The sequence below is a fragment of the Inhella gelatinilytica genome, from assembly GCF_016093295.1.
Classification (GTDB): domain Bacteria; phylum Pseudomonadota; class Gammaproteobacteria; order Burkholderiales; family Burkholderiaceae_C; genus Inhella; species Inhella gelatinilytica.
On sequence record NZ_JAEDAL010000004.1, the window covers coordinates 186026 to 199878 of the forward strand.

The following is a 13853-nucleotide window of genomic DNA, read 5'->3' on the forward strand; positions in this document are numbered from 1 at the left end:
GCCGCTCACGCCACAGCATGGAGCGGCTCGCCCCGCACCGCGAACGCCTCGGCATTGGCCAGCGTGGTTTGGGCAATGGCACTCAAGGCCTCCTCCGTAAAAAACGCCTGATGCGCCGTGATCAGCACGTTGGGAAAAGTCGTCAACCGGGCAAACACATCGTCGGCAATGACTTCGCCGGAATGGTCGTCAAAGAAAAGCTCCGCTTCTTCTTCATACACGTCGATCGCCAACCCGCCCAACTGACCCGACTTGAGCGCAGCGATCGCGGCCGGCGTGTCCACCACCGCGCCACGGGAGGTATTCACGAGGATGGTTCCACGCTGCAGGCGGGCCAAGCTCTGGGCGTTCACCAGATGGTGGGTCTGGGCGGTCAAGGGGCATTGCAACAACACGACCCGGGAGGACGACAGCAGTTCGCCCAGGGTCACATAGCGGACCCCCAAGCCTGGATCGGGCATCGGGTCATGGGCCACAACGTCGCAGCCCAAGCCCTTGAAAAGGTTCACCACACACCGTCCGATGCGTCCGGTTCCCACCACGCCCACGGTCTTGCCAAACAAATCAAAGCCCAGCAATCCATCCAGCTCAAAGTTGCCCTCTCGTACGCGGGCATGCGCCCGGTGCGTTTTCCGGATCAGGGTCAACAGCAGCGCCAAGGTGTGCTCCGCCACCGCGTGGGGAGAGTACTCGGGCACCCGCGCCACCCGCAGGCCCAGTCGACGTGCGGCGTCCAAATCCACATGATTAAAGCCCGCACACCGCAGCAGCACCAAGCGAACCCCTTGCGCCGCCAACTGCTCCAACACCGCTGCGCTCAGGTCATCGTTCACAAACGCGCAAACCGCGTGACAGCCCGCCGCGGCGGACGCACTGTGAACCTCCAGCCGGGCTTCTAAGAATTCGAAGACAACAGGTGATTTCAGGGCAGTCAGGGCCCCCGAAAAGCTGGTTCGGTCGTAGCGCTTGGTGCTGAAGAAGGCCACACGGAAGGGTGCGCGCTCGTCGAACTGATGCGGGTAGGCAGAGCTCATGGCTCAAGCCTACCCTGAGTGGGCGAGGCCTCTCCAATCAACGGCTGATGACGTCCGAGCCTTCGACATTGCGTGCGGCGTCGTACTGATAGCCGCTGAGTTGCACGCCGGTGACGGTGACGGAGATGCTGCCCGCCGAGCGGGTGGTGCCGGACTGGACGAGCGCGACCCCCGTGCTGCCGGTCGTAGCCGTTGCGGTGCCGGAAACCAAGCCCCCCCAACGCACCGAGACGCTCGCCCCGGCCACGTTTCGCCCCTGCGCATCCACCACTTTGATAGCCGCCTGCGCGCGCCAGCGGTCTTTGCCACTGGTGACGGCGCTCATGGCAATGTCCGCCACCCCCATCGCGACGACAGATACCGCCGGATCGACTTGAATCGTGACCGCCTGAACCGACGAGAGGCCGCTGTTGTCGGTCACGCGCAGCTGAGCGGCGTAGCTGCCCGGTGAGGTGTAGGTGTAAGCGGTCGAGACGCCGCTGGCCGTTTGACCGTCGCCATAATTCCAGTCCCACGCGACCACCTGGCCATCCGGATCACTGGACCCTGCCCCCGAGAAACTGACGGTCAGCGGTGCTGTGCCACGAACAGGGGTGGCACTCGCCACAGCCAGTGGCGCCTGCCCACCGGCGACTGGCGCGCTGACCGTCAAGCGGTATCGCCCTACGCTGCCGTAGGCCGAGTAACCGTCGACCCCCGGGTCGCCCTTGCCGGTACCGGTCACCAGAACAAAGTAGGTGCCTCCGGGCACGGTAAGGGTCAGACTGGCATTGAGGGTCTCCAGGGGGGAGGCTTGCGCCAGCAGCGCGCCGCCCGCATCTCGCACTTCGATCAATGCATCCAGGTTGGCCGACCGAACGACGGGTTGGAGCACCAGCGTGACTTGCCCTGCCCCGGCATTGAAGCGAAAAACATCCACGTCCCCTGCTCGTTCAATGACGCCCGTTTCATTCCAGGTCGCCACACCGCCACTGTTGACCCCGGTGAGCATCGTGGCTGTGCCAAGAACATTGCCGTGGTCATCTGCACGAAGGGGCGCCCCATAGGACTCGGCCACCTTGAAATCGTCTTGCAGGTTCGTGGCGGTGCTGTACTCCCCTTTGCTCCACTGAACCAGAGACTTCGCATACCCAACCCCCATGATTGGAGCCCACCCCGTGGTGCCAGTTCCGTGGCCCCCGTAATAGCCACCGCCCGCATAGCCATCGTGCTGCAAACCCAAGTTGTGCCCCGCTTCGTGGGAAATCGCTTCCGCCACGTACTTCTCGTTGCCACTGCCCAACTGGTTGTAAAAAACCAAGGCAGGCTTGTAGACCTCTGTGGTGTCGTCAAAAACGCCCAGATACGCCACCCCGCCGCAACTGCAGCTGTAGACCCCGTTCGAGTGGGTAATCAGCACGGTGGTTCCAAAGGTCGAGTCTGTGCCGCTCGATCGGCTCAAGGCCTCAGCTGGCGGGGCTTCGGTGGTGACGTTGACATCAAAGGGGGCGTAATCCTCCGCAACCCGCTGCCAGATGCCCTGGATGCGCTGCAACTCGGTGGAGTTGAAGCTGTAGGGCAAGCCATCGAGGTCGTAGGGCAATGCCGTGATGCTGCTGGCGCTGCCATTCCAGGCGGTGCCCACCAGCGTCGCCCCTTTGAAATTCAAGTAGATGGTGCGCTGCGCCCCCGGTCGGCTGTGCAGAAGGAACGTTTGCTCCAGCGGCAAGAGCGTGCCGTCGTGCAAAGTCTTTTGGTCATCCGGCAAAGCCGCCAATGGGGTTTCGAGGGTGTCCACAGCGAACAGCCGCCCCTGGCGGTCCAGTCGCAGCCGGTTATCACGCCGCAAGAGCGCCGCGAATTCCTCGGGCGATTGCCCATACCAAGTCGCGACCTCAGGCAGACGGGCCCCCAGGGCCTCGATGGCCGATTGGCCCTGAACCACAGCCGGCAGTTGCAAGCTCGGAAAGGCTGCGCGCGCCGGGTGAAGCTTACGCGCCGCGGTTCCCCCTGGCTGCGCTGTGGCCCCCTGTATGACCAGCGCGAGCACCAGCCCCCCCATCACCTTGACGCCAAACCGTTTCATCGCCCACCTCGCACCCAACCCGTAAGAGTTGCGATGCTGCAGGCTTGGCCTGCAACTTTCCCTGCAAAAGTGCAAGCAAGGGTGACAAACCTGGTGCTCGTCGCGTCGGCCCCGATTCCGAAGCAGCCCGTTCGTCCGCCGCGCGGTGGTCTCAGAGTTCGCTCAACCGGCGGGTGCCAGCGCAGCCAGCACGGCTCGATCAATGCCCGGTAACGCTGCGTGCCAACGCTGCAAAGCGGACTCCGCACGCTCCCGCACGGGGTTGGCCCAAATGGGGGCCGGAAACTGCGCATCGTCTTCAGCGCGAGCAATGACATGCCAGTGCAGGTGCGGCACCACATTGCCCAGGCTGGCCAGATTGATTTTGATGGGCTGCAGGTGGGCCAGCAGGGCCTGCTCCACTGCCACCACGGCCTCCATCACCCGCCGACGCTCGTCCGGCGGCAACTGGCTGAACTCCGCCACATGGCGATTCAGGATCACCCGATAAAACGCCGGATGCGCCGGCGTGTCGGTGACCCGGACGATGCGCAGCAGCGCGTCCTGGTGCACCAAGACTCCGCCCTCTTCCCGGCACAACACGCAATGTGGGTTCATGCTTCCTCTTCGGTTTCGGACACCCAAGCCCCCAATTTGAAGGTGATGCAGCGTGCCCGATTCAAGCTAACGTCAGCACCCATGGTAATCAGGCACTGGCTGGGAGCCCTCGCGCTTTGGGCCCTGATGGGGGGCGGCAGCGCGCTGGCTTGCGTCAAATCGGTTCGGTGGCACAACGACCCCCCCTACAGCTACCGGGGGGCCGACGGCGAGATCACGGGCCTGCAAGTGGAGCTGGCCCGGGCGGTGTTGCAACGGTTGGGTTGTCGCATGGCCCTGGTGGACATGCCCTTTGCCCGCGCTTTGACCGAGTTGGAGGCCGGCCGGCTCGACATCTTGCCGGGCGCTTTCCAGCGCCCCGACCGCGAGGCCTTTGCGCATTTCTCAACTGTGCTGTTGATGCAATCTCGAAATTTGCTCTTCGCACGCAAGGCGGCTTGGTCTCCCGCCACGCAAATACGAGATTTGGAAGCGTTGGTTTCAGGCTCTTTCCGCTTGGGCGCACAAATCGGGGTCGTATACGGTGAGCCTTATCAAGCGCTGCTTCAAAAACCTGCGCTCGCAGCCAAGATCCAGTTTGGTGCGAGTCGCATGGGCCTGTGGCAAATGTTGGCTCGTGGCCGAATCGACGGGCTGATCGCCGACGAGGCCACGGCTGTATATGAGCTGCAGCTTTTGGGTCTGACGGACCAAGTGGTCGCTACCGACTTGGCGGTCTCCAACGATGGGGCCGGCTCGGCCTTTAGCCGACGCAGTGTGAGCGCCGAATTCGTGCATCGGTACGACCAGGCGCTGCAGGCCATGCAGCGCGAAGGCAGCTTACAAACGCTGTTGCTGCGATACGGCCTGCGCCCCTGAGACAAGCGGGTCGAGGAAGCCCGCGCCCTTAGACCAACACCCGCTCAATTCCACCCGCATTGGCTTGAGCCACGTAATCGGGCATCCAATTGGCGCCCAAGATCTTGTTGGCCATCTCCACCACGATGTAGTCGGCCTCCAGCAAGCCGTTCTGCAGGTCGTTGCCATAACGGCTCAGGCCCTGCAAGCAACTCGGGCAGCTGGTGAGGATCTTGACGTCACCCCCCTGCGGCGCGATTTGCGCGGCGTTCTTGCGCAACTCTTCTTCCTTGCGGAAGCGAATCTGCGTGCTGATGTCCGGCCGGGTCACGCCCAGCGTGCCCGATTCACCGCAGCAGCGCGCGCTCTGCACCACGTGCTCACCCACGAGGGCCTTGACGGTCTTCAGGGGCTCCTGCTGTTTCATCGGGCTGTGGCAGGGGTCGTGGTACAGGTAGGAACCACCGGCTTCGAGCTTGATGCCCTTCTCCAGCAGGTATTCGTGGATGTCGACGATGCGGCAGCCCGGGAAGATGTCTTCGAAGCGATAGCCCTGCAACTGGTCAAAGCAGGTGCCGCAACTCACGACCACCGTCTTGATGTCCAGGTAATTCAGCGTATTGGCCACGCGGTGGAACAGCACCCGGTTGTCGGTGATCATCTGCTCGGCCTTTTCGAACTGGCCCGAACCGCGCTGCGGATAGCCGCAGCACAGATAGCCCGGCGGCAGCACGGTTTGCACGCCGGCGTGCCAGAGCATGGCTTGCGTGGCCAAGCCGACTTGGCTGAAGAGCCGCTCGGAGCCGCAACCTGGGAAGTAAAAAACCGCCTCAGTGTCCGCGTTCGTCGTCGCCGGGTTGCGAATGATGGGAACGTAGTTTTTGTCCTCGATGTCCAAGAGCGCACGCGCGGTCTTCTTGGGCAGGCCTCCGGGCAGTTTTTTGTTGATGAAGTGAATGACCTGCTCGCGGACGGGCGCCACACCGACGGTGCTCGGCGGCGCCGAGGTCTGCTTCTTGGCGAGCTTTTTTAGCACCTCGTGCGCCATGCGCTGCGCCTTGAAGCCCACGCCCACCATGGCGCTTCGCGCCAGCTTGATAGTCTCGGGGTTGGTGGCGTTGAGCATGAACATCGCCGCGGCGTTGCCCGGTCGGAAGCTCTTTTGGCCCATCTTGCGCAAGAGGTTGCGCATGTTCATGGACACGTCGCCGAAGTCGATCTTAACCGGGCAGGGCGTGGCGCACTTGTGGCACACCGTGCAGTGGTCGGCCACGTCCTCGAACTCTTCCCAGTGCTGCAGGCTGATGCCGCGCCGCGTCTGCTCCTCGTAGAGGAAGGCCTCGATCAGCAGCGAGGTGGCCAAGATCTTGTTGCGCGGGCTGTAGAGCAAGTTGGCGCGCGGTACATGGGTTGCGCACACGGGCTTGCACTTGCCGCACCGCAGGCAATCTTTGATCGAGTCGGAGATGGCGCCGATATCCGAGCGCTGCATGATCAGGGACTCATGCCCCATCAGCCCAAAGCTGGGCGTGTAGGCATTGGTGAGGTCGGCAAAGGGGATTTCTTTGTCTTGCCCAAGACGCAGCAGCTTGCCGCGGTTGAAGCGGCCTTCGGGGTCGATACGGCGCTTGTAGTCGGCAAAGCCGGCCAGTTCAGCGTCGGTCAGGAACTCCAGCTTGGTAATGCCGATGCCATGTTCGCCGCTGATGACACCGCCCAGCGAACGGGCCAGCTTCATGATGCGGCCCACCGCTTCATGGGCGGTTTGCAGCATGGTGTAGTTGTCGGAGTTCACCGGGATGTTGGTGTGAACATTCCCGTCACCCGCGTGCATGTGCAAAGCCACCCACACGCGACCCTTGAGCACCTCTTGGTGGAGGGCCTTGATGCCCTCAATGATGGGCGTGTAGGCCGCCCCGCTGAACAGGTTTTGCAGCGGACGCAGCACGTCCCGCTTCCAGCTGGCGCGGGCCTGGCCAGCCTGCAATTGCTCGAAGTAGCTGGGCTCCGCCGCGCGGGGCAGGTCCAGCTCGTCGTGCCAGCGCTGCCACTGATCCCCGACCTGCTGAATCAGGGCTTGCGCTTGAACCACCCGGTCTTCGAGCAATTCCGAGCTGGCGATCTCGCTGGCATCGTCGCTCTTGCCCAGGGGCAGGCGCGGCTGCGCAAAGAAGGCTTGCAGCTCCTCGATGAGCTCCAGCTTGTTGCGCAAGCTCAGTTCGATGTTGATGCGTTCGATGCCGAGCGTGTACTCGCCCATGCGCTCGAGCGGGATCACCACGTCCTCGTTGATCTTGAAGGCGTTGGTGTGTTTGGCAATCGCCGCCGTGCGCTTGCGGTCCAGCCAGAATTTCTTACGCGCATCACTGCTAACGGCCACAAATCCCTCGCCGCTGCGTGCATTGGCGATGCGCACCACCTCTGAAGTGGCCCGCGCGACCTCGGCCTCGTCGTCGCCCACAATGTCGCCCACCAGCACCATCTTGGGCAGGCCGCCCCGCTTGCTCTTGGTGGCATAACCGACTGCCTTAAGGTAGCGGTCGTCCAGATGCTCCAGGCCGGCCAAGATGGCCTTGCCTTCTTTGGCGGAGGCGAACAGATAGTCCTTGATCTCCACGATCGAAGGCACGGCCTCCTTGGGATTGCCAAAGAATTCCAAACAGACGGTCCGAACCGCTTTGGGCATGCGGTGCACCACCCAGCGCGCACTGGTGATCAGGCCGTCGCAGCCCTCTTTTTGGATGCCGGGCAGCCCAGCGAGGAATTTGTCGGTGACGTCTTTGCCCAGGCCTTCCTTGCGGAACAGCCGCCCCGGGATGTCCAAGCGCTCGGTCTTCTCCAGGGTCTTGCCGCTGGCGTCGAAGTGGCGCAGCTCGAAGCTGGCCGTTTCAACGTCGTGAATCTTGCCGAGGTTGTGGTTCAGACGCACCACTTCCAGCCACTTGGCGTCCGGCGTCACCATGCGCCACGAGGCCAGGTTGTCCAGCGCCGTACCCCACAGCACGGCCTTCTTGCCGCCGGCATTCATGGCGATGTTGCCGCCGATGCAGCTGGCCTCGGCGCTGGTCGGGTCCACGGCGAACACAAAGCCGTGCTGCTCCGCCAAGTCCGCCACGCGCTGCGTCACCACGCCCGCTTCGCTGTAGATCGTGGCCACCTCGCGGTCCAGGCCGGGCAGTTGCAGCATCTCGACGCCCTGCAGGGCCTCGAGCTTCTCGGTGTTGATCACGGCGCTTTTCCACACGAGGGGCACGGCGCCACCGGTGTAGCCGGTGCCGCCGCCCCGGGGGATGATGGTCAGGCCCAGCTCGATGCACCCAGCCACCAAGCCGGCCATCTCGGCCTCGCTGTCGGGGGTCAGCACCACGAAGGGGTACTCGACGCGCCAGTCGGTCGCGTCGGTCACATGGCTGACGCGTGAAAGGCCGTCGAACTTGATGTTGTCCTTGGCGGTGTGCCGCCCCAAGACTTTGGCCGTGCGCTTGCGCAGGTCCCAGACCTCCCGGAAACGCGTCGCAAAGCGCTGCACGGCTTGGCCCGCAAGATCCAACAGCTCGCCCACCAGCGCATCCCGCTCCGGATCCTTGGCAGGATCGCGGCGGCGGTCCACCTCGCGCAAGCGGTGGTACAGCGCCTCCACCAGGGCCTCCCGCCGGCGCGGATTGGCCAGCAAGTCATCTTCCAAATACGGATTGCGCTGAACCACCCAGATGTCACCCAGCACCTCGTAGAGCATGCGCGCCGAGCGGCCGGTGTTGCGCTGGCCGCGCAACTGCTCGGCAAGCTCCCAGGCGCGAGGGCCCAGCAGGCGCAGCACGATCTCGCGGTCGGAGAACGAGGTGTAGTTGTAGGGGATCTCCCTCAAACGAACCAACGGTTCGTTGGGGAGCAGCGGGGAATCTAGCGGGGTGGGGGCAAGCGGCGCGGCGGACATGGATCAGCGTCGGGGCCGCTGGATGCGGCGTCGTGGTCCGGCTATTCTCGTGCAGAGCCTTCTCCCGGTGTGATTTGGGGGTAAGGAGTTGCGCCTAGCCTGCGTCTGGCGCGAAGTGAGCCTGCTCACCAACCCGGAGTGAACCCATGGACTGGCCCTACCCTTTTTGGATCGCACATCGCGGCGCGGGCAAGCAAGCGCCGGAAAACACCGCGGGGGCGTTCCGAACCGGCGCGGCGGCCGGCTTTCGAGGCTTTGAATGCGACGTGCAGTTGAGCGCCGATGGGGTTCCTTTTTTGCTCCACGACGACACCTTGGAGCGCACCACCAACGGGCAAGGATTGGCTTGCACTCAACCCTGGGCCGTGTTGGCGCAATTGGATGCGGGGAGCTGGCACAGCCCTGCCTTTGTCGGCGAGCCCCTGGCCAGCCTCGCCCAGCTGAGTGCCAGTGCAGCGGATCTCGGATGGGCCCTGAACTTGGAGCTCAAACCCAGCCCAGGCGAGGCGGAGCGGGTCGGTGCCGGTGTGGCGCGCTGGCTCTCGGACCACTGGAAAGGGGGCATTCCCCCACTGCTCAGCTCCTTCGACCCCCAGGCCTTGCGCGCCGCACAAGCCGCGGATCCCCACTGGCCTTTGGCGCTGCTGGTCGAGCGGTGGAGCGCCGAGATTCCGGCACTGGCCCTGTCTCTGCACGTTCGGGCCGTTGTCAGTCATCACGCCAGCTTGACCGCGGACGGCGTCCGTGCGCTGCACACCGCCGGACTGAAGGCGCTTTGTTACACCGTCAACGAGGAGCCCGACGCCGAGCGGCTCATCGGCGCTGGCGTGGACGGGCTGATTACCGACCGGCTGGATTTGCCCTTGCATGTGGCCTCGACACGACACCCCCACGCCGGTTTCTGATCCAACGCAAAGCCTCCAATACCCACAATTGTTGTGGGGGCGAGGGTTTGACCCTAATCAACAAGTACTAGTCCTTTCGGGCGTGGAATGCCCCTGTCTTCCCTTCCTGACAGGAGTTTTTCAATGTCTCGCAAAGTTTCGCTGTCCGCCCTCGCCCTCGCCGCCCTTGCCTTCTCGGCGCAAGCCCAAGACCAAGGCGACTGGATTGTTCGGGGCCGCGCGTTGCACCTGGACTCGGCCAACAAGGACACCACCCCCTTGGCCCTTTCGGTCAACAACAAGACCTTCCCCGAGCTGGACATCACCTATTTCTTCAGCCCCAACGTGGCGGCTGAATTGATCTTGACTTACCCGCAAAAGCACGACATTCGCTCCGCCGGCGCCAAGATCGGCGAATTGAAGCATCTGCCACCGACGCTGACGCTGCAGTACCACTTCACCGGCATGGGCTGGCGCCCGTACGTGGGCGTGGGCGTGAACGCGACGCTGTTCTCGGGAGTGGAGTTCGCCCCCGCCGTTCAGACCGCACTGCAACCCAACATCAAGCGGCACAGCTACGGTCTGGCCGCCAATGTGGGCTTCGATGTCCCGATGGGCGGTGGCTGGCTGTTCAACGTTGACGTGAAAAAGGTGCAACTGGGCACGGACGTGACGTCCAAGGGCACCAAGGTGGGCGAATTCGAAGTGAACCCGCTCTTGGTCAGCGTGGGCGTTGGCAAACGCTTCTAAAGCTCAATGAAGATGCCCAATCGCCAAAATTCGGCGACGAGGCTCCACTCCAAATCCAATGGCCCGTGGTCGTGTTTAACCACTCCGGGCCATTTCGCTTTCTACGGCACCAGCCAAATCAGCCAGAACTTGCAAATCCAGTCGAGACAAATCGCGCGGGCGGACATCAATGAGGCACAAGGTTCCCACCCGCTCGCCAGTCGGCGCATGGACGGGGCGCCCGGCATAAAAGCGAATATTCGGTGGCCCCGTAACCAGTGGGTTGTCATCGAATCTTGGATCCTGCAGTGCATTGGGCACCATCAGTGGCTCCTCGCTGAGGATGGCATGCCCGCAAAACGAAACATTCCTTCCGGTCTCGCAGACGGACAAACCCTGGGCGGATTTGAACCATTGGCGGTCTGCATCCACGAGACTGACTAGCACGATGGGCACTTTGAAATACTGCCGCGCTATACGCGTCAGACGATCAAATCGCTCCTCCGGTGGCGTGTCCAGTAAATTGAGTCGGTGCAAAGCGAGAAGGCGTTGCTTTTCCTCAATTGGAATTCTGGGTTCTTGCATGCGATCCTCAAGACACGTCCGGGTCTGCATATCTTCTTCGAAAAAGCTGCGCGCGACTGGGTCAAACGGCAGCCATCGCAGAGTCATGGTCCACCTGCGGTAAGGCGCGAAGCCTCCGCAGAGTTGGGGAGCGCCAGGCCAGAACTGCAAGTAGCAGTACCCCAAGGCCCGCCGCTCCCAACGCGTGACGAAGCCCCCAATGCTGGCCCAACCAGCCCCCCAGCAGGGCGCCGGGCGCACCGGGGATCACCGTCAACCACCGCATGGTGCTGGTCACCCGCCCCAGCATGTCATCCGGCGTGACCGCCTGGCGCAAGCCGAGGAAGTTGATGAAGATCAGCACCGCCCCCAGCCCAAACAAGCCCAGCATGGTCGCGAAGGCCACTACCCCCCAAGGGCCCGCAGGCGCCAAAGCCGCCAGCCCCCAACCCACGCCCGTGGTGGCCATGCCCAAAACCAAACACGGGCCAGGGCCCAACTTTTGGCTGATCGCATGGCCTTTCACACTGCCCAGCACCGTGCCGACGCCCAAGGCCACATAAGTCAGCCCAATCGTGCCCGGACTCAACCCCAGTTCGCGTGAAGCCACCAGGATCTGCACCACCATGGCGGTGTAGTGACAAAACTGCCAGCCACCGATGGCCCAAGACAGCGTGGGCAGCAGCGAGTTGCCACGCACAAAGCGCAAACCGGTAAAGAGCTCTTCGCTGAAGCGCCGGCCCCGGTCCACCACCGTTTCGCTGACGTGAATGCCCTTCAGTACCAGGGCCGATCCCGCCAACAGCAAGGCGTCCAAGAGCAAAGCCACGGGCGGCCCAACCAACTTGATCAGCACCCCCCCCAATGCCGGGCCCGCCACTTCCGGCCCACTGGAGGCCAACGCATTCTTGGCGTGGGCCTCGACCAACCGGTCGCGCGGGACCACCTGGGTCAATACCACTTGAGCGGCCGTGCCCGCGACCGTATGCACAGTACCGAGCCAGAACGCCACGACGTACAGCCAGGCGATGGATAACGAGTCCAGGTAAAAGGCCACCGGCACGGTCACCAGTGCGGCCGCCAGACTCAGCTCCCCCACCACATAGACGGGCAACTTGCGCACCCGATCCAACCACACGCCACTGGGCAGCGAAAAAAGCACAAAAGGCGCTAGCTCCAGCGCCGTCAGCCACCCCATTTGCTGGGGGCTCGCCTGCAGCAGCAGGGCCGCCGTCAGGGGCAAAGCCAACATGGTGATTTGCGCCCCAGTCGACGACATCAGCGTCGACATCCAGAGGCGGCGAAAGCCGCGCTCCCGCAATAAATCGTGGGGGGCTAGGGTCAAGCGCTGACGAATTGCCGCCCGCCACCGCTGCCAAACCGATTGAGTCATGGACCACTCCAACTAATTCTTGACGCACGCATCCGTCCCTTGCCGGTCAGCAAGGGAAGCACGACTTAGGTGGCATCAAGCAGCTTGGTCACGGGCCGCAATCGGTGGTCAAGAAACCATCGATGCTAACGAAACTCAGACTCCCTGACGATCGTCAGGGAGAAGCAGTCCAGCATCCATTACCAAGCCACGGCAGAGCCGTCTCGACGCGGGTCGCTGGCCGCCACATAGCCCGCAACCCCTGCCGGCTCGCCCGGCTGGAGCCGCGCAATGAACTGACCGGCCCCAAAGTCTTGGTAGCTGTCGTGGATGTCGCCCAACTGATGCCCAGCGGCCGCCAAACCCTCTAGCGTGCTGCGGGGCCAATGCGGCTCGGCGTTCAGGTGCAGGCCGTCGTTGAAGCGCCAGCGGGGCGCATCACAGGCGGCCTGCGGGTTTTGGCCATACACCAGCAGGCGCACCAAGGTTTGCAAGTGGCCTTGTGGCTGCATGTTGCCGCCCATGACCCCAAACCCCATGACCGCCTCAGGGCCGCCCGGGCCCTCGCGGGTCAGAAAACCCGGAATGATGGTGTGAAAGGGACGCTTCCCAGGAGCCACCCGGTTGGGATGCCCCGGCACCAGACTGAAGCAAGCCCCGCGGTTTTGAAGGCTAATGCCGTACCCGGGCAACACCAGACCGGAGCCAAAACCCATGTAGTTGCTCTGGATGAAGCTGACTTGGAGCCCTTGCGCGTCCGCGGTGGTCAGATAGATCGTGCCGCCGCGGACCGGATTGCCCGCGCCAAACGCTTGGGCCCGCAGGGGGTCAATCTGGGCCGCCCGATCACGCAGGTAGGCGTCGTCCAACAAAGCAGCGGTTGAAACCGGCATCGCAGACCGCTCACTGACGTAGGCATAGGTGTCTGCGAAGGCCAATTTCATGGCCTCGATCAGCAGGTGCTGCGTGCGCCAGTCGTCCACGGGGTGCTCGCCCAAGCCCAGGTGCCGAGCCATCCCCAAAGCCATCAGGGCTGCGATGCCTTGCCCATTGGGCGGGATTTCGTGCACCCGATGTCCCTGAAACGCCACGCTGATGGGCTCCACCCACTCGGGCTGGAAGGCGGCCAGATCCGAGGCCCGCAGGGCCCCACCGCCTTCGCGAGAAAAGGCGTCCAGTGCTGCAGCAATCTCTCCCCGATAAAAAGCGTCGCCGCGCGACTCCGCGATCAAACGCAGACTGCGGGCCGCCGCCGGAAAAGCAAAGCAATCCCCCACCTGCGGCGCCCGGCCCGCAGGCAAAAAGGCCTGGGCAAACCCCGCGCCCTGCGCCAGCTCCGGAACCTGTGCCGCGCGCGCCCATTTGTCGGCCACGCCCACCGGGACCGCATAGCCGCGCTCGGCGATGTCGATCGCGGGAGCCATCAGATCGGCAAACGGCAGCCGTCCGAACCGCTGGTGTAGCGCCACCCAGCCGGCCACGGCGCCGGGCACCGTCACCGCGTCCCACCCCCGAGTCGGCATGGTGGACTGTCCCGCAAAGCGGTCAGGGCTCCACGCCTGTGGGGCCGGCCCACTGGCATTGAGCCCGTGCAAATGCCGCCCGTCCCACACCAGGGCGAAAGCATCAGACCCCAAACCGTTCGAGCAGGGCTCCACCAGGGTCATGCAAGCCGCGGTGGCGACCGCGGCATCCACGGCATTGCCGCCTTGGCGCAGGATTTGTAGCCCCGCTTGCGCCGCCAGGGGGTGACTGGTTGCCACCACTTCACGTCCAAAAACCGGGCTCCGGCGGCTGGGGTACCCTGCACTCCAATCCCAGTTCATGGTGCCCCCGG

Annotated in this window: 10 protein-coding genes; 3 read left to right on the top strand and 7 right to left on the bottom strand. The window is 63.7% G+C overall.

Going from position 1 to position 13853, the window contains the following annotated elements:
- Positions 1 to 5: 5 nt before the first annotated feature.
- The 3 genes from I7X43_RS10490 to I7X43_RS10500 form a co-directional block, all read right to left on the bottom strand.
- Entirely contained in the window at positions 6 to 1034 is a 1029-nt protein-coding gene (locus I7X43_RS10490) for a 2-hydroxyacid dehydrogenase (protein ID WP_198100879.1), read from the bottom strand.
- 37 nt (positions 1035 to 1071) lie between these two features.
- Entirely contained in the window at positions 1072 to 3099 is a 2028-nt protein-coding gene (locus tag I7X43_RS10495) for a PKD domain-containing protein (protein ID WP_198100880.1), read from the bottom strand.
- Positions 3100 to 3261: 162 nt separating this feature from the next.
- Entirely contained in the window at positions 3262 to 3696 is a 435-nt protein-coding gene (locus I7X43_RS10500) for an HIT family protein (RefSeq protein ID WP_198100881.1), read from the bottom strand.
- 81 nt (positions 3697 to 3777) lie between these two features.
- On the opposite strand from I7X43_RS10500, the gene I7X43_RS10505 reads away from it, so the two are divergent.
- A complete protein-coding gene (locus I7X43_RS10505) occupies positions 3778 to 4554 on the top strand; it encodes a substrate-binding periplasmic protein (RefSeq protein ID WP_198100882.1) in 777 nt (258 codons plus the stop codon).
- A gap of 28 nt (positions 4555 to 4582) precedes the next feature.
- On the opposite strand, the gene I7X43_RS10510 is transcribed toward I7X43_RS10505, so the two are convergent.
- Complete coding sequence (locus I7X43_RS10510; RefSeq protein ID WP_198100883.1) at positions 4583 to 8467, bottom strand: DUF3683 domain-containing protein; 3885 nt, start codon at positions 8465 to 8467, stop codon at positions 4583 to 4585.
- A 146-nt stretch (positions 8468 to 8613) separates the two neighbouring features.
- On the opposite strand from I7X43_RS10510, the gene ugpQ reads away from it, so the two are divergent.
- A complete protein-coding gene (gene ugpQ, locus I7X43_RS10515) occupies positions 8614 to 9372 on the top strand; it encodes a glycerophosphodiester phosphodiesterase (RefSeq protein ID WP_198100884.1) in 759 nt (252 codons plus the stop codon).
- Positions 9373 to 9495: 123 nt separating this feature from the next.
- Positions 9496 to 10101: an OmpW/AlkL family protein gene (locus tag I7X43_RS10520; RefSeq protein WP_198100885.1), complete on the top strand. Its 606-nt coding sequence runs from the start codon at positions 9496 to 9498 to the stop codon at positions 10099 to 10101.
- Between the two features lie 75 nt (positions 10102 to 10176).
- On the opposite strand, the gene I7X43_RS10525 is transcribed toward I7X43_RS10520, so the two are convergent.
- The 3 genes from I7X43_RS10525 to I7X43_RS10535 all read right to left on the bottom strand — a co-directional run bounded on the left by I7X43_RS10525 (position 10177) and on the right by I7X43_RS10535 (position 13842).
- Positions 10177 to 10752 carry a GAF domain-containing protein gene (locus tag I7X43_RS10525; RefSeq protein WP_246480336.1) on the bottom strand — a complete coding sequence of 192 codons (576 nt, stop codon included), beginning with the start codon at positions 10750 to 10752 and terminating at the stop codon, positions 10177 to 10179.
- Positions 10727 to 12037 (bottom strand): MFS transporter, encoded by a 1311-nt coding sequence (locus tag I7X43_RS10530; protein WP_198100886.1) that lies wholly within the window; start codon positions 12035 to 12037, stop codon positions 10727 to 10729. Before I7X43_RS10530 ends, I7X43_RS10525 begins: the two co-directional genes overlap by 26 nt.
- 179 nt (positions 12038 to 12216) lie before the next feature.
- A complete protein-coding gene (locus tag I7X43_RS10535; protein ID WP_198100887.1) occupies positions 12217 to 13842 on the bottom strand; it encodes a gamma-glutamyltransferase family protein in 1626 nt (541 codons plus the stop codon).
- Positions 13843 to 13853 lie beyond the last annotated feature (11 nt).